An 18,673-nucleotide genomic window follows, 5' to 3' on the forward strand; every position below is an offset into this window, starting at 1 on the left:
TGACCGGATGACGTGAAGATCGAGCCGTTCTTTGGCCGCGGAGATCAGAAGTGGCTCATCGGCGCAGGTCGCACCAGTTGTGTCACGACGTGATCTCCCGGCTCCCGACCTCGTCGTGCATCTGCGTGAACCAGTCGAGCGCGAAGCGGTGCGATGCGAGGCCGTAGGCCAGCGTCGCGCGCTGGTACACCGCCAGATCCCGGAGCTCGTCGGGGACGTCGACGGCCGCCACCTGCGCCTCCAGGCGCTCCAGCTGCGCCAGGCCGGACTCGATGCGCGCCTGAATCCGCTCGAGCACCACGGGGCGCTCCGCCGCCGGCAGGTGGCCGAGGAAGTAGAGCCGCGAGAGCGCGGCGGCCTCCATGTCGCCCCCGACGAGGTCCCCAAGCATCCACTCGCGGAACGCAGCCTCCCCGATCGCCGTGACCCGATAGGTCTTGCGCCCGCGGCCACCCTCCTCCTGACTCGCGATCTCGACGAGCCCCCGCTCCAGCAGCCCGTCGAGCGCGCGTTTGATGCTGCCGGAACTGGCGCTGTAGAAGAGCGAGACGCCCGCCTCGAACGCCTTGACGAGGTCGTACTGGCTCATCGCGCGGATGAGCAGGAGGCCCAGGATCACGTTCGCCATGTCGTCAAACTACCCCTTGCCGAACTCGACCTATCTAGTAGACATGTCTAGGAGGGTTGTCGACCGCGACGCCCACGGACCTCCAGGGGCCCCGATGCCACAGCACGCACACACCGCCCGCCTACGAACCGCCCTCGGCCGCCTCGGACGACACCGAGGGCCACACCCCGCGACGCAGATCCTCGTGACCTCCCCCGTCTGCGCCTCGAGTCCGGCGACCTCGACCGCCCGTTCCACATCGCGAGCATCGACAAGGTGATGACCGCGACCCTCGTGGCGCGACTCCTGGAGGAGGGACGCCTCCTGTTCGACTCGCCGCTGGGGGATCTCCTGCCCCGGTCGGTCACCGACGGCCTGCCGGCTGCACCGGGATTCGACGTCGCCCGCGACGTCACGGTCGAGCACCTGCTCACGCACACGAGCGGCCTGCCCGACATCTTCCTACCGCCGCGGGGTCAGACCAGCGAGGCGTCGCTGCGACGCGTCGTCGCCACGCCGGATCGCAGATGGACCCGCGCCGAGCTCCTCGCGGCGGCACACACCATGTCCGCGGTCGGGCGGCCGGGTGAGCGGTTCCACTACTCCGACACCGCCTATCTCCTGCTGGGGCGCGTGGCGGAGGAGGTCGGCGGCGACGCCTACGCCACCCTGCTGCAGCGGTACGTCTTCACCCCCGCCGGCATGACCCGCACCTGCGTCCCCTTCGACGACGCCTGCGACCAGGCACGACTCGACGGCCTCGACATCGCGCCACTGTGGATCCGTGGCTCCGAGCTCAGCCGCCGGATGGCCCTCACCCTCGGCTGGGGCGGTGTCGTCGCGACGGCCGCCGACCTCGTCCGGTTCCAGCAGGCCCTGCACGGCGGACGCCTCGTCTCCCCGAGCACGTCGCCCACCTCACGCGGCGACGTCACCGGATGCGACCCGGAATCCACTACGGCGCAGGCGCGGTGACGATCCGGTTCGGCGAGTTCATGCCGGGCGCGCTCCGGGGACTTCCCGAGCCGGTCGGCGGCCTGGGCCTCACCGCGGCGCACCTGTTCTTCTACCCGCAGCAGCAGGCGCACGTCGTCCTCAACCTCCACTCCACCCGCGCGATGGGGGCGAGCTTTCGCACCCACATCGCCATCGCCAGGCTCCTCGCCACGAACTGACCGACGCCCGGCGCCGAACGGGCTGCCCCACAGGATGTCGGCGCCGAAGGTCCGGTCGTCCAGGTCGGCGTCGCCGTCGAGGCAACGCTGCAAAGAGTCGAGCCCGGTTGAAGTCAAGGGGCGGCCGGGGCACTCTGTTCTGCATGCAGGAGACCCTCGCGCCGAGCGCCGACCTGGGCGTCGGAGACGTCGCAGAGCCGGCGGCGCCGCACCGTCGGCCGTGCGGTTCTAGGGGTCACGGCATGCCTGCAGGATCACCCTCGCTGGGGACGACCGGTGGGGGCGTGGCGATCTCGGAGGGTTCGGTCGGGCCGACGGGCGACGACTCGGAGAAGGGTCGGAATCCATGGACGACGACGCGCACGACCCCCTGGTGACGCCCGCCCTGCAACTCGGCGACGACCTGCTCGCCCGCCTGCGCGACGCGGTGCCGCAGGTCGCCGACGAGGCCGTCGCCGCCATCGAGGACGGCATCCCCAGCTACGCCGACCTGCGCGGACGTGCCGGCCAGATGCTGCGCGAGGCCGTCGTGCTCGCGCTCGGCCACTTCCTCACCCTCGCCTCCCACAACGCCAACGCAGCCATGCCCGTGGCTCGCAGCACGTCGGCCGCCTACGACCTCGGACGCGGCGAGGCCCGCAGCGGACGCAGCATGGACGCATTGCTGGCCGCCTACCGCATCGGTGCACGGGTGAGCTGGCGTGGGCTGTCGCGCGTCGCGGCCGACGGAGGCCTGCCGGCGGCGGCCATGGGCGGGTTCGCCGAGCTCGTGTTCGCCTACATCGACGAGCTCACCGCCGCCAGCGTGGCCGGGCACACCGACGAGCTCGAGACGACGGGCCGCGTCCGCGAGCGCTACCTGGAGCGACTCGCTCGCCTGCTCGTGGCGGGCAGTGGTGAAGAGTCACTGACCGACGCTGCGTCGCGGGCGGCGTGGGACCCGCCGCAGACCCTGACGGCGGTGGCACTGCCGGCCACCCACGTCGCGGGCGCGCTCCCCCATCTCGATCCCCGCACCCTGCACGTCTCCGGTGACCTGCCGGGCCTCGACGACGACACGGCGATCCTCCTCGTCCCCGAGGCGCGCGGCACCGGGCGGGCCGCTCTCCGCCGCGTCCTCGAGGGTCGCCGGGCGACGATCGGTCCGGCGCGGCCCTGGCTGCGTGTGCACGACTCGCTCACCCGCACCGTGCGCGGACTGACCCTGCCGCGCGGCCGATCACAGACCGTCGACCTTGACGACCGGCTCGTCGACCTCGTGCTCGGCGCCGATCCCGCGGCGCTCGCCGACCTCCGCGCGCAGGTGCTGGCACCACTGGCGGACCTCCGCCCGGCCACCAGGAGCGGTCTCGAAGCGACCCTTCGTTCGTGGCTGCTGCATCAGGGCCGTCGAGCCGACGTCGCGGCCGAGCTACACGTCCACCCTCAGACCGTCCGCTACCGGATGGGGCAGGTCCGCGAGGCCTACGGCGACAGCCTCGACGACCCCGCCATCGTCCTCGCCCTCACCATCGCGCTCGGAGCCCCGGCCACCGCCGAACGCCGTTGACTAAGCGTCCTCCTCGTGCGCCGGGTCCTCGGCACGGGCCCCGGCCAACACCTCGGTGAGGGTGGCACCGGCGGAGATCAACGCCTCACCCCGCTCGTAGTCGTCGTCGGCGTTGTAGGTGAGGACACCCACGACGACGTCCGAGGCGTCGGCGTACCAGATCGTGAATCCCCCGGTCCGATCGACGACCTCCTCCTTCTCATGGCCGTCGCCCCACGCCAGGTACTTGATCGTGTGCTCACCGATGGTGCTGAAGAAGCCCGGGACGTCACTCCACGCCCGACGCTCTCCCTCCCCGGCGGCGGCGTTGGCGCCGGCGAGCTCGCCCATCGACAGGGCATCACCCCAGTGTTCGACCGGAATCGGGCGTCCCGCACCCGCGTTCAGAGCCCGGGACGCGTCGCCGACGACCCAGACGTCGGGGGCTGCAGCCAGGTACTCATCGGCAACCACGCGCCCCTCGTGCAGCTGCAGACCGGTGCCCTCGAAAAGCTCACCCGCCGCCGCCTCCACGCCGACGGCGGCCAGCACCAGGTCGGGCGCCAGCGTCGTGCCGTCATCGAGATGAACGGTGCGCGGAGCCTCCACCCCGGTCACGTTCACGCCCGTGCGCAGCTCGACCCCGAGATCGCCCAGCCACGAGGCGATCTGATCGCTCAGATGATGCCCGAGCCGGGCCTGCTGCGGACCATCCTCCGGCGTGACCAGCGTCGTCTCCACCCCGCGCAGGGCCAGCGAGGCCGCCGCCTCGCACCCGATGAACCCCGACCCGATGACCACCGCCGACCGCGAGCGCCGCGCCGCGGCGTCCAGAAGCCTCGCATCGTCCAACGACCGGAGCTGATGCACCTCGGCGTCGTCGTCGGCCACGGGAAAGGCCGAGTTGCGCGAGCCCGTCGCGAGAACGAGCTTGTCGAAAGCGAGCGCCTCCCCCGCCACCGTCGCCGTTCGCGCCTCCAGATCGATGTGGGTGACCGCCGAACCGAGGCGAACCTCCACCCCCGGCGGCACCTCGCCGATCGGAACCCCTCAGCCTCGGCCCGACCCGCGAGGACCTCCTTCGACAACGGAGGCCGCATGTACGGCTCGTCGATATCGGCCGAGACGAGGGCGACCGGACCCGGCCCCCGGACGCCACATAGCTCTTCACCGCGGAGACCCCGCCAGGCCCGCTCCCGATGACCAGAAGTCCATATCCACTCATGCACCGACCTATACCCCTCGCACGGGGGCTACGCCCACGCACGGGGGCTCCGCCCCCGTGTGCCCCCGTCAACTGCACCGACACGGCTACGCCGTGACAACCCTGTCGTTCCGCCCGTTCAAGCTCGCTCCGCTCGCGAACGGGCGGGCCGCTGCTCACCTCCGCTCGTCCCCTGACCCACCTCGTGTTGTGTCATCGCCTGCAAGACAACCGGATCCCGGCCCACAGTGTGGCTCAGGTCACTAGGGTGCGTGCATGATCCCTCGCGCAACGATCGCCACCCTCGCAGCCGGAGTCATCACGAGTGCAACGCTGCTCATGGCACCCTCGGCATCCGCCGGACAGCTCACCACCGCACCCGCGGATCGGCAGGGTCCGCCACAGAAGTGGGTCACCTGCACCTACACCCCCACACCCGACAACCCCGCCGCCCGACCCGTCGACGCACCCAAGAGCCGCACCCAGGCGGCGGGCATCGCCGAGCTCACCATCAAGACCAACTACGGCCCGATGTCCTTCGTGCTGCAACGTGATTCGACGCCCTGCGGAGTCGCCAACATCATCAACCTCGCCAAGCAGAACTTCTACGACGAGAGCCAGTGCTGGCGCCTCACCGACACCAAGCGCCTCGGCGTCCTGCAGTGCGGCGACATCTACCGCCAGGAGGAAGGCGGCCCCGGGTACAAGTTCGACGACGAGACGCACAAGAGCGACACCTACCCCCGCGGCACCCTCGCCATGGGCAACCAGGGCCCCGGCACCAACGGCAGCGAGTTCTTCGTCGTGCACAGCCACGCCAACATCGACCCCAACTACACGATCCTCGGGCGCATGAGCAGCGGCTTCGACACCCTCGACAAGATCACCAAGGCCGGGACGGTCGACCCCGACGGCGACGGCCTCCCCACCCGCCCGGTCGTCATCTACGACGTCACGACCAAGACCCGTCGCTGACCGGAGCTCGCCTCGCCGAGCAGAGGCCGCCTCGCCGAGCAGAGGTCGCGGACCATCCCCGCCGCCCAGCTCGAACCGCCTCGGACCGCCTCCATGTGGGGGCGGTCCGAGGCGTGTGGGGGTGTCGTGCGGCTGCTCAGAGCCAGCGGGGCGGCTCCGGAACGGCCACCGGCTCACCACCGCGGTGCGCCTCGAGCGCCGCGCCCGGCTCCTCACCGCGACCCGCGGCCCAGCGCGTGACACCGACCAGCGGTCCGGTGACGACGACCACGTCGTCGCCCCGCTCGCCGAACGACGATCCGCCGTCGGTGATCTCCAGCGCCAGCCCGGAGTTCTGCTCGCGCTTGTCCCACAGCCCCCAGATCTCGGCGACGAGCCGCTCCTGGATGTCTGCGGGGATGTCGGAGAACGACGCGCCGGTCCCGAGGTCGACGGCGTGGATCCACACCTCGCGCACGCGCATCCACGGTGTGTCCGACACCGGCCGGTCGACGCCCTGGGCCGTGACGATGCGCTCGCCCCACCGCTCTTCGGGCAACGAGGCCCAGCCCGCCGCGAGCGTCTGCTCACCGTCTGCGGCCAGCGCCCGGATCTCCGCGGGCGGGAGCTGGGCACCCTCCTGGATCTCGGCGTCGCGGTGATCCGTCGAGGCGTACATGCGGTTCTCCACGCCCGTCCGGCCCCAGTCGACCAGGCGGGCCAGGGCGAACGCGTTGTGCCCGACGTGGGCGATGACGTGCCGGCGGGTCCATCCCGGCACAGCCGATGGGCCGTCCATGTCCTCATCGCTCAGCGCGGCGAGGACGCGATCGAAGTGCTCGGTCCCGGCATGGGCGAGGTCGAGCCAGTGCGGCGTGTCGTCATGACGAGCGGTCATGGCAGGACTCTCGCACACCGGCCGCCCGCGCGGGTCAGGCCGAAGCCCCGCTCCGCGCCAGGAGCTGCTCGAACGGGGTGACGTCGGCGACGTCGCCCCCTGCCGTGCCCGCACGCTCCGACACCGCACCGGCACCGGCCCGTGCGCGCGCACCGGCATCGACCCGCGCGGCACGACCGAGCACGAGGTCGGCCAGGTCCTCCGCGGCTCGGGAGACGCGCACCTCGAGCGCATCGCTGCCCTCGCCGAAGTCGGAGGTCGCCGCGTAGACACCGGTCGCCACCGGCGCCGCCCGTAGGTGGCTGAACAACGGACGCAGGGCGTGCTCGATGACGAGCGAGTGCCGTTCGGTGCCGCCGGTCGCCCCGAGGATCACGGGCATGCCCCGCAGGGTGCCCTCCTCGACGAGATCCATGAACGACTTGAACAGCCCGCTGTAGCTCGCCTGGAAGGTCGGGGTGACGACGACGAGGGCGTCGGCCGAGGTCACGTCGTGCAGGGCGTCCCTCAGGGCACCGGTCGGAAACCCGGTGAGCAGGGCGTCGACCACGGCGTGCGCGTGGTCGCGCACCTCGACGACGCGGACCTCGACGTCGTCGCCGGTCCGGCTCAGGGCGACGCGCGCGGCCTGCGCCAGACGATCGGCGAGCATGCGCGTCGAACTCGGGGAACGCAGCCCGGCGCTGACGACGGTGAGTGCGTGAGTCACAGGACTCTCCTTCTTCAGGGGCAGAGGCCACCCCACCGGGCGGAGGAGGGGATCACGTCCGATGGGGGGCGAGGTGGGGTGCGCGCGAGGGCGCGCACGGGGGTCAGAGTCGTGAGGCGGCGCCGGCGTTGGACTCCTCGGCGCGGGTGCCGGTCCAGCGGTCGACACTCGGTTCCGTGCTGGTCGGCGCGTCGACCGGCCCGCCCTCGGCCCGACGGGCCGCGAGCAGCGAGGCGTGCGTCGGAGCGTCCGGCACGTGGGCCGGGCGCATCGCGGCGAACTCCTTGCGCAGGACCGGCACGACCTCCTCGCCGAGAAGGTCGAGCTGCTCGAGCACCGTCTTCAGCGGCAGACCGGCGTGGTCCATGAGGAACAGCTGGCGCTGGTAGTCGCCCACGTAGTCGCGGAACGACAGAGTGCGCTCGATGACCTCCTGCGGGCTGCCGACGGTCAGCGGCGTCTCACGCATGAACGTCTCCAGGCTCGGGCCGCCACCGTAGACGGGGGCGTTGTCGAAGTACGGCCGGAACTGCCGGACGGCGTCCTGGCTGTTCTTGGCCATGAACACCTGACCGCCGAGACCGACGATCGCCTGGTCGGCGGTGCCGTGCCCGTAGTGCTCGAAACGCTGACGGTAGAGACGCACCATCTGCTGGGTGTGCTCCTTGGGCCAGAAGATGTGGTTGTGGAAGAAGCCGTCGCCGTAGTAGGCGGCCTGCTCGGCGATCTCCGGGCTGCGGATCGAGCCGTGCCACACGAACGGCGGCACGCCGTCGAGCGGACGCGGGGTCGCGGTGAACGACTGCAGCGGAGTGCGGTGCCGACCCGACCAGGTGACGTTCGACTCGCGCCAGAGCTTGTGCAGGAGCGAGTAGTTCTCGACGGCGAGCTCGATGCCCTCGCGGATGTCCTTGCCGAACCAGGGGTAGACCGGCCCGGTGTTGCCGCGGCCCATCATGAGGTCGACGCGGCCGTCGGCGAGGTGCTGCACGTACGCGTAGTCCTCGGCGAGACGGACGGGGTCGTTGGTCGTGATGAGCGTCGTCGCGGTCGAGAGGACGATGCGCTCGGTCTGCGCCGCGAGGGAGGCCATGAGGATCGGCGGGTTCGCCGGCGCGATGAACGGCGGGTTGTGGTGCTCGCCGGTGGCGAAGACGTCGAGCCCGACCTCTTCGGCCTTCTTCGCGATCGCGACCGTGGCCTTGATGCGGTCGTGCTCGCTCGGGGTGACGCCGGTGACCGGGTCGGTGGTCACGTCGCCGATGCTGAAGATGCCGAACTGCATGGTGGCCTCCTTGGTGGTTCGAGTGCTGTCGTCGGTACTATCAACAAGGAAGTTGCTAGGATATTCCTAGTACTAGTTGACGCATCTACTACATCATAGAACGGACCGCCATGACACGCGAGGGCGACAGCGCCTCTGTGGACACCTGCACGTCGATCGAGGACGTCATGGGGGTCCTGGGACGCGCGTGGGCGGGCGCGATCCTCGAGGCGATGCTCCACGGGCACGCGCGCTTCACCGACATCGCGCAGGCCGTCCCCGGAGTCACGCCCGGCGTGCTCACCACCCGCCTCCGTGAGTTCTGCACACGCGGCCTCGCCGAACGCGTCGTCGATCCGGGCCCCCCGACGTCGGTCACCTACCGCCTCACCGAGGCCGGACACGACGTCGCGCCCGTGCTCGAGGCCGTCCGCACGTTCGGGTCGGCCCACCCGGAGGTCGGCCGACCCCGCTGAGGACGGGAGTCGCCTTCAGCCCCGCACGTACTCGACGACCGAGACTCCGGACTCGAAGTCGAGGGCGCCGATGCGCTCGAAGGGCACCGGGTCGTAGGAGACGCGGTCGAACAACGGGATCCCCGCGCCGAACGCCACCGGGTTCCGCTTGAGCACCAGCCGGTCGATCTCACCCCGCAACGCGCCGGCGAGCCGGCCACCGCCGCACAACCAGATGTCCGCACCATCCTGGGTCTTCAGGTCGCGGACGACCTCGACGGGATCCGCGTCCAGCGCCGTGACGTCGGGAGCCTCGACGCCACGATGCGTGAAGACGATCTGCTCCAGGTGCCGGTAGGGGCTGGGCATCATCGGCAGCCCGGCGGCGTAGGTGTCGGCTCCCATGAGCACCGTCCCGAACCGGGTCCGCTGCTGCTGCACGCCGAGCTGCGCCGCGATGTCGGTGGGGATCGCGTCGGCGTACTCGGAGAGGATGTAGTTCATGTGGTCGCCCTCGACCGGGAACGCGTCGAACGCCCCGTCGGGTGCCGCGATGAAGCCGTCCAGACTCACCGCCACGTAGTACACGAGTTCTCGCATCACGGCCTCCCTGTCGTCGCCGTTCCGTCCACGCTAGGACCACGGGACCGCCCTGGCGACCGGTTTCCCCTCACTCCCTACACATCCGGCCCCGAGAGGCCTTCCCGGTCGAGCGTGCGTCGCCCGGCCTCAGCCGACCAGATCGGCGATGACGGCGGCGGAGCGTGCGGCTCCGTCCTCGTCGCGGTACTCGGCAGCGACCTCGGTCGCCACGCGCCGCACCGTCGGATCGGTGAGCACGCGGTGCAGGGCCACCCGCAACCCGCGACCGCGCACCTGCCGCGGCGCCACGGAGATCGCGTGTCCCCGCCGTTCGCAGACGCCCACGTTCCACCGCTGTTCGGTCTGCAATCCGATGCCGACGAAGGGGATTGCGCCGGCGCAGGCCGTCTGCACGGTCCCCTGCCCGCCGTGCAGGATCGCCGCGTCGACGAGCCCGCCCAAGCGGTGCGCGGGCAGCAGGTCGGTGACGTGGACGTTCGCCGGCAGATCCGCGAGGTCGCGCTCGGTGAGGTAGCTGCGCACCGGGGCGACGACCTGGATCGGCAGCGTGCGTACGGCGTCGATGACGTCGAGCACGAGCCGGCGGTGGCCGGAGGACCCGCACGCGAGGTAGACCAGCGGCTCCGGCCCGGCCGCCAGGCGGTGCACCAGCGGGGGCACCTCGCCGGGCAACCGCGCGAAGATCGGCCCGACGCGGTGGAACGACGCCGGCAGGTCGAGGCCGCCGATCTCGTCGGCCATGGCCGTGAGCAGCGTGACGTCGGCGCCGAGGAGGTCGGCGAAGGTCCGCGGCGGTGGGGCGCCGTGGCGTTCGGCCACCCGCGTGAAGGCGGCCGGGACCAGCGGCGCCGACGCGTACGCCCACGCCGCGAGCCTCGTCAGCGCCGGGTTGAGCAGCCGACCGCTCGCGGTCGAGGTGGGCAGGATCGGCAGCGTCCACCCGCTCGCGAGGTGCGGCGATGTGAGGGCGAGGGGCACCGGGTAGAACAGCGGAATCCCTTCTGCCCGTGCGGAGATCGTGGACGTCGGGTTGGTGCCGTGCACCATCGCCACGGCGCCCGTGACGCGGACGGCATCGCGCTCGGCCCGCACGCGGGCATCGAGCAGCTCCTCCGTGAACGGCAGGCGCAGGCCCCGCTCCTGATCGACGGCCAGCGCCTGCCGCCGCTGCTCCGGGGTCAGCGGCGGCCCGGCGGGCTCGAGCCGGAATCCGGCGTCACGCACCAGATGGAGATAGGTCTCGTCGTGGACGACGAAGACCGGATCAAGGCCGTTCGGCAGCGCGCGAGCGACCTCGATCATCCGCGTGGTCTCGGCGAGGTTGAACCCCAGCGGTGTGAAGAGGACCGCCGATGTCGTCATCGGCCTCGTCGTGCGCACTCGGCGTAGTACTCGCTCAGGACGCGATTCCCGGCGGGAGGCGCGACGGAGTCCTCCGTGAGCGCGGAGACCATGAAGTCCATGAGGCCGGCCCGGGCGGGCGAGGCGGCCCGCATCGGTACCCGCACGGCCCGCAGCACCACCGAGGGCATGGACACGATCCTCGGCCGCTTGCCGAGGGCCGTGAAAGCCGCCTGCGCCGCCTCCCGGTGCGTCATCACCTCGGGGCCGCCCACGTCGATGTCGCCGCCGGTGCCGGCCTCGAGGTGGCGTCGGATGACCGCGGCGAGGTCGGCCCCGTGGATGGGATTGGCTCGCGCGCGGCCGCCGTCCACGAGAACGACGAGGCCGGAGCGGGCCATCTCGAAGTAGGCCGAGAAGTCGGAGAAGAACCCCGAGGGGTTGACGATGAGGTACTCGGCGCGGCTGCGGCGCAGCACGTCGGCGAACGCGGCCTTCGCCCTGGTGACGTCACTCGCGATGCGCTCGCCGTCCAGCACGTTGACGTAGGCGAAACGCGGGCCGGCGGCGCGCAGGGTCTCATCGAGCAGCGCGAGGTTGCCGCGGTGGTCGATCGCCCACGGATCGGCCGTCGACCCGGTGACGCCGATGGCGGAGACGACGACGTCTACGCCGTCTGCGACCCCGCGCAGCGACGCCGGGTCGGTGACGTCGCCGACGACCACCTCGCAGCTCCCGGCGGGGATCGCCGGCGCCCCCGATGTGCCCTCCTGCGCGAGTGCGTCGGGATCGCGCACCAGCGCCCGCACCTCGTGACCCTCGGCCAGGAGGTCGGCCACGACGTGCCGTCCGAGATAGCCGGTCGCCCCGGCGACGAGAACCGTCAACGCGTGCTCCCCGGGCCGTTGCCTGTCATTGCCGTTGCCGTCGCTCATGGTTCGAGCCTAGTGACGCCCGCACGCCGCATCCTGCGAACGCCTCGCACATCCGCACCGACCACCGACTCCGGCGACGTCCTGTGACTGCGGTCACCCACAGCCCTTCCCGGTGTGAGCTGCGCCACCTAGGCTCGAGCCCTCTCGCACATCCCCCAGCAGGAGGTCGACGATGACCGTCTACGCACAGCCCGGACACCCCGACAGCACGGTGCAGGTCGCCGAGAAGTACGGACACTGGATCGGCGGTGAGTTCGTCGGCCCCGTCCAGGGCGGGTACTTCGAGAACATCTCACCCGTCACCGGCCAGACCTTCACCCGCATCGCGCGCGGAACCGCCGAGGACATCGAGGCCGCCATCGACGCGGCCGAGGGCGCGGCACCGGCCTGGGGTCGCACCTCCCCCGCCGACCGCGCACGCGTCCTCAACCTGATCGCCGATCGGATGGAGGAGAACCTCGAGGCCCTCGCCGTGGCCGAGACCTGGGACAACGGCAAGGCGATCCGCGAGTCCCTGGCCGCCGACGTGCCGCTGGCGATCGACCACTTCCGCTACTTCGCCTCGTGCATCCGCACGCAGGAGGGCGGCATCAGCCAACTCGACGAGACCACGGTCGCCTACCACTTCCACGAGCCGCTCGGCGTCGTCGGCCAGATCATCCCGTGGAACTTCCCGCTGCTCATGGCGGTCTGGAAGCTCGCCCCGGCCCTCGCGGCCGGCAACGCCGTCGTCCTCAAGCCGGCCGAGCAGACGCCCTGGTCGATCCTCAAGTTCATGGAGCTCGTCGCCGACCTGCTGCCGCCGGGAATCATCAATGTCGTCAACGGTTTCGGTCCCGAGGCGGGCGCCGCACTCTCGGGCAGCAACCGCATCGCCAAGGTCGCCTTCACCGGCGAGACGAGCACGGGCCGCACGATCATGAAGGCCGCGGCCGAGAACCTCATCCCCGTCACCCTCGAGCTGGGTGGCAAGAGCCCGAACATCTTCTTCGAGGACGTCGCCTCCGCCAACGACGCCTTCTACGACAAGGCGCTCGAGGGGTTCACGATGTTCGCCCTCAACTCCGGCGAGGTGTGCACCTGCCCCTCGCGGGCCCTCGTGCAGGAGTCGATCGGCACCACGTTCATCGGCGACGCCGTCAAGCGCGTCGAGGCCATCCGCTCGGGCAACCCGCTCGACACCGACACGATGATCGGCGCCCAGGCCAGCCAGGAGCAGTTCGACAAGATCATGGGCTACCTCGACATCGGTCGGGACGAGGGCGCCGAAGTGCTCGTCGGCGGCGACCGTGTCGACCCGGGCGCGCTCCCGGAGGACATCCGCGGCGGGTTCTACGTCCAGCCGACGATCTTCCGCGGCGACAACTCCATGCGCGTGTTCCAGGAGGAGATCTTCGGCCCCGTCCTGGCTCTGACGACGTTCGCCGACGAGGACGACGCCCTGAAGATCGCCAACGACACGGCCTACGGTCTGGGCGCCGGGGTGTGGACCCGCGATCAGCAGCGCGCCTACCGCGCCGGCCGCACGATCGAGGCGGGCCGGGTGTGGACCAACTGCTACCACGCCTACCCCGCGCACGCCGCGTTCGGCGGGTACAAGCAGTCCGGCATCGGCCGCGAGAACCACAAGATGATGCTCGACCACTACCAGCAGACCAAGAACCTGCTGGTCAGCTACTCCCCCGACAAGCTCGGCTTCTTCTGAGCCGGCGTGCGCGCGAGGCCCGCCCGAAGGATCGGGCGGGCCTCGCGCGTTCTCGGCTCACCGGGAGCCTCACTCCTGGTCGAAGGGCCACCCGGCGACCATGCCGGGGGCGCGTCCGGGCTCGATGAAGAACTCCCGACCGAACCCCGTGCGGAAGTGCTCCAGCGGGATCGCGAGGAACATGCCGATGTCGGTGGTCTGACTGCGGTGGCAGGCCAGCGCCTCGCGCTTGGCGTCGATGGCCTCGGAGATGTCGACCGCCCAGTGCAATTCGTTCTCGGGGGTACCGAAGGGGTTGCCGTCGTCGGCCGGGCCGTCGACGTCGAAGCCGCCATCGTCGGGCCCCATCCCCAGCTCGACGGCCAGGGCGAACAGGCCACGCATGTGGTCTCGGTTCATCGTCGCCTCGAGCATGCGCGGGCGACGCGCGGCCAGCTCGGCCGCGCGGTGTGCGACGTGATGCACCTTGACGTGGTCCGGGTGTCCGTAGCCGCCGTGCCAGTCGTAGCCGACGAGCACGTCGGCGTCCTCCTCGTCGAGAATCGCGGCCAGGCGCCCGGCGGCCTCGTCGAGGTCGGCGGTGTGGAAGTTGCCCTCGGAGGCGTTCTGCTCCCAGCCCGTCATGCCGGAGTCGGAGTAGCCCAGCCACGCGACCCGGGCCGCGCCGGTGACCTGCGCGGATGCCGCAGCCTCGGCGCGGCGACGCGCCACGAGACTCTCACCCTCGGCCAGGTCGTCCGGCGACTCGCCGTGCTCACCGTTCGTGCCGTACACGACCACGACACGGTGGCCGCGGCGCGAGGCGAGCGTCATCGTCCCTGAGGTCTGGGAGGCCTCGTCGTCGGGATGGGCGTGGAAGAACACGATGGTCGACACGCGCGTCATCCTCGCAGCCGAGCGAGCCGTGCCGCGACTGCTCCCACAAGAGCGATCCACCTGGGGTCACGGCGATCGAAGAACAACACCGACAACATCGAGCGCGGGCCCGATTTCATCACCCCAGGTCAGAGACCTGTGTGGCGTGTCAGGTCGCCGTCGATGTTGTCGGTGTTGTTCTTCGTTCGCTCCGACGGCGAGCGCAGGACACTCGGATCTCACCCTTCCAGCCCCTCACGCCGGCGACGCAGGACCCGTCGGACGTCGCGCATCACGTGAGGCGGCATCGGGAACGCCTCCTGCAGTTCGCTGTCGAGATCGGCGGTCACGGTGAGCACCTCCTCGAGGGCACGCTCAGCGGCGCGACGGGTGAGGCCGACCTCGTCGGCGAGCGTGAGAAAGCGCTTGCGGGAGAGGGAGTCGTCGCGCCCGGCGATCGTCAGGGCTAGGCGGTGGTCGCCGTAGGGCAGGGTGGAGGGGATGTCATAGACGGGCGCCACCCGCCATTCGGTGTCACGGACGAGGGAGACGTTCTTGGCGTGCAGGTCTCCGTTGCCCGTCAGCCAGGCGAGCGCGACCTGCTGCAGCACGGCGCGCACCGCCGGGGCACGGGCCGGGGTGACCTCCCCGATCCGCCGGACGAGGTGTTCGGTGGTGACGGCGTACTTGTCCGCCGGGTAGCGGCGAAGGAGTTGAGCGCCGTCCTCGACCGCCAGGCGACGGATCCCCTCGCCGTCGGCGACCCGGTCGAACCGGGTGACGAGCAACCCGGCCCGTCCCTGCCGGTCGTGGACCACCTCGGTCTCGACCACGGGCTGCCGCAGCCGTCGGGCGACGCGGAGGAAGAACGCCTCGTTGTCGACGACGTGGGGATACTCCGGCGGGTCGAGCTTGAGCAGATGGAAGCGGCCACCGTGAACCAGTGGGAGGGTGAGCATGCGACCGGAGACCTTCTCCTGGACACCGGCGAGGGCACTCGGGTCGATGCCCGCCGATCCCGCGAGCTCGGCGAAGTCCAGGTCGGTCCAGTCACCGTCGGCGACGACCGTCGGGCCGATCTCCGCCGGGTCCGTCCCTGCGGCCAGGATGCGCACATCGCCGACCGGGTCGTCGCCCACCGCGAGCAGCAGCGACAGTTCGTCGTCGGCCGAGGTCTTCACCGCGGCCCGCAGCGCCGACAGCCGGCGCCCTTCGGGGAGGAGTCCGGAGAAGAACGGTGGCAGGGCTCCGCCGACGGTCACCACCGGCTCGTCGGTCAGGGGCAGGCTCGTCGCCACCGGGCGGCCGCCGTCGGCGAGATAGGCCGGGAGGTAGCGGAACTCGATGACTCCGTCACCGCGGGTGAGCGTGGCGGCCACCCGCCCGGCGAGGTGGACGTCGGCATGGTCGACACGACGCGGATCCTCGATCATCGTCCGACTTCACGCACGTGGGCCCGGAGCTCGAGACCGAGGACCTCGAGCACCGCATTCACCTTGTCGAGGCGCAGCGTGGGCTTGTCATGCTCGAGCTCGCGCACGAACCGCTCGGAGACCCCGCCCATGTCGGCCAGGTCGACCTGCAGCAGCCCGAGATCGCGCCGCCTGGCGCGGACGTCGTCGCCCAGTGTCACGACCGCTCCTCTCACCGGCACGATCACGCCGATGGACACCAGTGTGCCCGCATCTGTCGCGGGGGACAACTCTCACCGGCAGGATCGTGCCGGTTCAGGCGTTTCACGAGGCACTGCACCGGCAACCGAGACGACTATCGGCACGATCGCCCCGCTCGCACCTGGTCGCAGCGGAGCAGTCCCACCCACCTGCGACGCCGTGGTCAGCGAAAGCGGCTCTGCAGCAGGGGAACACCCTCACCGGTGACCCGATCGAGGTAGGCGGGACGTCCGGACATCACCATGGCCAGGGCCTCGGCGGTGCCGCTGACGACGGGCCCGTCCCCATGGCGCCAGTCCGCGTCGTCGGCGCGCCAGGTCAGCCCGTCGAGGTGCCCCTTGGCCGGGAGGAACGATTCCCGACCCCGCGGCGACACGATGATGTCGAGCGCCGCGACCCAGTGCACACGCGGAACCGTGACGTCCAGACCCCGCGGGTCGGCGAGATCACGCAGGTGGATGCACGAATCGGTGAACGGACCGGCGGCGCCGATGTACCACGGCTTCGTCCGGTCTCCGGCGGTTCGGCGCAGCTCCTCGGCGATCTCCGCCAGCGGACGGTCCGCGAGGCGCGCGGCGATGACGTCGCAGGCGGTGGCCATCGAGCGGTGCCGCGCCGCCGTGAGCAGGAAGCGCCAGGAGGGGACGCGGATCGGCTGAAGGGCGTGGCCGGCCAGGGTGCGGACGTCCCACCCCGCGCACAGGGTGGGGTCGTCGGCGTGGGCCTCACCGAGGTCGTCGAGGGTATCGGCGAAGAGGAGGCGGTTGGCGGTGGTCCAGGCGAAGAGCTGGTCGTCTCTCACCCGGCACAGGCTGGCACACCTCAGCGCGGTTCGACAGTCTCCGGGTGATGCAGGTCGAAGGCCGGCCGCTCGGAGCGGATGGGCGGGATGCGGTCGAAGTTGTGCCGGGGCGGTGGGCACGAGGTCGCCCACTCCAAGGAGGCGCCGGCACCCCAGGGGTCGTCGTGCTTCTCCATCGGCGCGTATCGCGAGGTCCACCACACGTTGTAGAGGAAGACCAGGGTCGAGACACCGAGCAAGAAGGAGAAGATCGAGGACACCTGGTTCATGAACATGAACCCGTCCTCGACGAGATAGTCGCCGTAACGGCGGGGCATTCCGGACATCCCCAGCAGGTGCTGGATGAGGAAGGTTCCCTGGAAGCCGATGAACAACATCCAGAAGTGGACCTTTCCCCACGTCTCGTGCAGACGCCGACCGGTCAGCTTGGGCCACCAGAAGTAGAACCCGGCGAACATCGCGAAGACCACGGTGCCGAACACGGTGTAGTGGAAGTGCGCGACGACGAAATAGGTGTCGGTCACGTGGAAGTCCAGGACGGGACTGGCGAGGATGATGCCTGTGAGGCCACCGAAGAGGAAGGTGACGAGGAATCCGATCGCCCAGATCATCGGGGTCTCGAAGGTGAGCGACCCACCCCACATCGTGCCGATCCAGTTGAAGAACTTCACACCCGTCGGCACGGCGATGAGCATCGACATCACGGCGAAGAAGGGGAGGAGGACCTGCCCCGTGGCGTACATGTGGTGTGCCCACACGGTCATCGACAGGGCAGCGATGGCGATCGTCGCGAAGATGACGCCCTTGTAGCCGAACAGGGGTTTGCGCGAGAACACCGGCAGCACCTCGCTGATGATGCCGAAGAACGGCAGCGCGATGATGTAGACCTCCGGGTGGCCGAAGAACCAGAAGAGATGCTGGTAGAGCATCGCCCCGCCCGAGGTGGCGTCGAACACGTGCATGCCGAAGAGGCGGTCACCCACCAGAGCGAGGAAGGCGCTGGTGAGCACCGGGAACGCCATGAGCACCATGAGCGAGGTGACGAGCACGGTCCAGGTGAACAGCGGCATCCGGAACATCGTCATCCCGGGAGCGCGCAGGCAGATGATGGTGGTCACGAAGTTCACCGCACCCAGGATCGTGCCGAATCCGGCACCGGCGAGGCCCAGCAGCCACAGGTCGGCCCCCAGACCGGGAGTGAAGGTGTTGTTGGACAACGGGATGTAGGCGAACCACCCGAACGACGCCGCACCTCCCGGCACGAGGAATCCGGAGATGGTGACGAGGCCGCCGAACAGGTACATCCAATACGCGAACATGTTCAATCGGGGAAAGGCCATGTCCGCGGCCCCGATCTGCAACGGGACCAGAGCGTTGGCGAAGCCCGCGAAGAGCGGGGTCGCGAACAACAGCAGCATGATCGACCCGTGCATGGTGAACAAGGCGTTGAACTGTTCCAGGTTGGTCAGCACCTGCAACCCCGGCGCCATCAACTCGAGCCTCATGATCATGGCGAGCAGTCCACCCACCATGAAGAAGCCGAAGGACGTCATCAGATACAGATTGCCGATCACCTTGTGGTCGGTCGTGGTGATCCAGCCCAGAATCCGCGACCCGGGTGGGCGGGGGCGGACCGTGACGTCGGCCGGCAACAGATCCGGGGAGGTCGTTCGAGGCTGAGAGCTCGTCGTCGTGACATGTCTGGTGGTCATGGCAGGCCTCCGCCCACTCCATGGACGCCGGGAGGCTGCAGCCTGAGGACGCCTACCGGAATCGCGGACACGACCGGCCTGTCGTCGACGAACTGGCGGCACCGGCGACTTCCATGAGCATGGAAAACGCGGCAACCCCGGTGCGCCGACCGTAACAGGAGATCGACATCATAGCCAGATATATCTTGACGAGAGGAATGGTGCCTGGTAAAAGCGCTGGTCCGCACACCGATGAGCCACCGCCGGATCAACC

General features: G+C 70.2%; 19 protein-coding genes. 6 read left to right on the top strand and 13 right to left on the bottom strand.

Annotated elements, in window-relative coordinates; all coding sequences use genetic code 11:
• Nucleotides 1-82 precede the first annotated feature (82 nt).
• Nucleotides 83-628, bottom strand: coding sequence for a PadR family transcriptional regulator (locus tag QQK49_RS13580; protein ID WP_284304383.1), 546 nt, complete (start codon nucleotides 626-628; stop codon nucleotides 83-85).
• A 198-nt stretch (nucleotides 629-826) separates the two neighbouring features.
• Here QQK49_RS13580 and QQK49_RS13585 point away from each other — a divergent pair, with 198 nt between their 5' ends.
• The 3 genes from QQK49_RS13585 (at nucleotide 827) to QQK49_RS13595 (ending at nucleotide 3,331) form a co-directional block, all read left to right on the top strand.
• A complete protein-coding gene (locus tag QQK49_RS13585; RefSeq protein ID WP_284305905.1) occupies nucleotides 827-1,582 on the top strand; it encodes a serine hydrolase domain-containing protein in 756 nt (251 codons plus the stop codon).
• A complete protein-coding gene (locus QQK49_RS13590; RefSeq protein WP_284304384.1) occupies nucleotides 1,546-1,782 on the top strand; it encodes a hypothetical protein in 237 nt (78 codons plus the stop codon). Before QQK49_RS13585 ends, QQK49_RS13590 begins: the two co-directional genes overlap by 37 nt.
• A 346-nt stretch (nucleotides 1,783-2,128) precedes the next feature.
• Complete coding sequence (locus QQK49_RS13595) at nucleotides 2,129-3,331, top strand: PucR family transcriptional regulator (RefSeq protein WP_284304385.1); 1,203 nt, start codon at nucleotides 2,129-2,131, stop codon at nucleotides 3,329-3,331.
• Here the strand turns inward: QQK49_RS13595 and QQK49_RS13600 are convergent, their stop codons facing one another.
• Complete coding sequence (locus QQK49_RS13600) at nucleotides 3,332-4,330, bottom strand: FAD-dependent oxidoreductase (protein WP_284304386.1); 999 nt, start codon at nucleotides 4,328-4,330, stop codon at nucleotides 3,332-3,334.
• Nucleotides 4,331-4,790: 460 nt separating this feature from the next.
• Here QQK49_RS13600 and QQK49_RS13605 point away from each other — a divergent pair, with 460 nt between their 5' ends.
• Nucleotides 4,791-5,489, top strand: coding sequence for a peptidylprolyl isomerase (locus QQK49_RS13605; protein WP_284304387.1), 699 nt, complete (start codon nucleotides 4,791-4,793; stop codon nucleotides 5,487-5,489).
• A 136-nt stretch (nucleotides 5,490-5,625) separates the two neighbouring features.
• Here the strand turns inward: QQK49_RS13605 and QQK49_RS13610 are convergent, their stop codons facing one another.
• The 3 genes from QQK49_RS13610 to QQK49_RS13620 form a co-directional block, all read right to left on the bottom strand.
• On the bottom strand, nucleotides 5,626-6,366 hold the full coding sequence (locus tag QQK49_RS13610) for a maleylpyruvate isomerase family mycothiol-dependent enzyme (RefSeq protein ID WP_284304388.1): 741 nt from the start codon (nucleotides 6,364-6,366) through the stop codon (nucleotides 5,626-5,628).
• A gap of 34 nt (nucleotides 6,367-6,400) precedes the next feature.
• The gene (locus QQK49_RS13615; RefSeq protein ID WP_284304389.1) at nucleotides 6,401-7,075 is read right to left on the bottom strand and encodes a CE1759 family FMN reductase; all 675 of its coding nucleotides are present in this window, start codon (nucleotides 7,073-7,075) and stop codon (nucleotides 6,401-6,403) included.
• Nucleotides 7,076-7,178: 103 nt separating this feature from the next.
• Complete coding sequence (locus tag QQK49_RS13620) at nucleotides 7,179-8,360, bottom strand: LLM class flavin-dependent oxidoreductase (protein WP_284304390.1); 1,182 nt, start codon at nucleotides 8,358-8,360, stop codon at nucleotides 7,179-7,181.
• A gap of 110 nt (nucleotides 8,361-8,470) precedes the next feature.
• On the opposite strand from QQK49_RS13620, the gene QQK49_RS13625 reads away from it, so the two are divergent.
• On the top strand, nucleotides 8,471-8,815 hold the full coding sequence (locus QQK49_RS13625; protein ID WP_284304391.1) for a winged helix-turn-helix transcriptional regulator: 345 nt from the start codon (nucleotides 8,471-8,473) through the stop codon (nucleotides 8,813-8,815).
• Between the two features lie 15 nt (nucleotides 8,816-8,830).
• On the opposite strand, the gene QQK49_RS13630 is transcribed toward QQK49_RS13625, so the two are convergent.
• The 3 genes from QQK49_RS13630 to QQK49_RS13640 form a co-directional block, all read right to left on the bottom strand.
• Complete coding sequence (locus QQK49_RS13630) at nucleotides 8,831-9,394, bottom strand: dihydrofolate reductase family protein (protein WP_284304392.1); 564 nt, start codon at nucleotides 9,392-9,394, stop codon at nucleotides 8,831-8,833.
• A 129-nt stretch (nucleotides 9,395-9,523) separates the two neighbouring features.
• Nucleotides 9,524-10,759 carry a glycosyltransferase gene (locus tag QQK49_RS13635; RefSeq protein ID WP_284304393.1) on the bottom strand — a complete coding sequence of 412 codons (1,236 nt, stop codon included), beginning with the start codon at nucleotides 10,757-10,759 and terminating at the stop codon, nucleotides 9,524-9,526.
• The gene (locus tag QQK49_RS13640; protein WP_284304394.1) at nucleotides 10,756-11,673 is read right to left on the bottom strand and encodes an NAD(P)H-binding protein; all 918 of its coding nucleotides are present in this window, start codon (nucleotides 11,671-11,673) and stop codon (nucleotides 10,756-10,758) included. The genes QQK49_RS13635 and QQK49_RS13640 overlap by 4 nt, the downstream gene beginning before the upstream one ends.
• A gap of 172 nt (nucleotides 11,674-11,845) precedes the next feature.
• Here QQK49_RS13640 and exaC point away from each other — a divergent pair, with 172 nt between their 5' ends.
• Nucleotides 11,846-13,378 carry an acetaldehyde dehydrogenase ExaC gene (gene exaC / locus QQK49_RS13645; protein ID WP_284304395.1) on the top strand — a complete coding sequence of 511 codons (1,533 nt, stop codon included), beginning with the start codon at nucleotides 11,846-11,848 and terminating at the stop codon, nucleotides 13,376-13,378.
• 69 nt (nucleotides 13,379-13,447) lie between these two features.
• Here exaC and QQK49_RS13650 read toward each other — a convergent pair whose 3' ends face one another.
• From QQK49_RS13650 to ctaD, 5 genes are all read right to left on the bottom strand, one after another.
• The gene (locus QQK49_RS13650; RefSeq protein ID WP_284304396.1) at nucleotides 13,448-14,263 is read right to left on the bottom strand and encodes a PIG-L family deacetylase; all 816 of its coding nucleotides are present in this window, start codon (nucleotides 14,261-14,263) and stop codon (nucleotides 13,448-13,450) included.
• Nucleotides 14,264-14,472: 209 nt separating this feature from the next.
• Entirely contained in the window at nucleotides 14,473-15,666 is a 1,194-nt protein-coding gene (locus tag QQK49_RS13655) for a type II toxin-antitoxin system HipA family toxin (RefSeq protein ID WP_284304397.1), read from the bottom strand.
• The gene (locus QQK49_RS13660; RefSeq protein ID WP_284304398.1) at nucleotides 15,663-15,866 is read right to left on the bottom strand and encodes a helix-turn-helix transcriptional regulator; all 204 of its coding nucleotides are present in this window, start codon (nucleotides 15,864-15,866) and stop codon (nucleotides 15,663-15,665) included. The genes QQK49_RS13655 and QQK49_RS13660 overlap by 4 nt, the downstream gene beginning before the upstream one ends.
• Before the next feature lie 203 nt (nucleotides 15,867-16,069).
• Entirely contained in the window at nucleotides 16,070-16,708 is a 639-nt protein-coding gene (locus QQK49_RS13665; protein WP_284304399.1) for a maleylpyruvate isomerase family mycothiol-dependent enzyme, read from the bottom strand.
• Between the two features lie 20 nt (nucleotides 16,709-16,728).
• Nucleotides 16,729-18,420: an aa3-type cytochrome oxidase subunit I gene (ctaD, locus tag QQK49_RS13670; RefSeq protein WP_284304400.1), complete on the bottom strand. Its 1,692-nt coding sequence runs from the start codon at nucleotides 18,418-18,420 to the stop codon at nucleotides 16,729-16,731.
• Nucleotides 18,421-18,673: the final 253 nt, after the last annotated feature.

The sequence above is a fragment of the Mobilicoccus caccae genome (genome assembly GCF_030161635.1).
Classification (GTDB): Bacteria; Actinomycetota; Actinomycetes; order Actinomycetales; family Dermatophilaceae; genus Mobilicoccus; species Mobilicoccus caccae.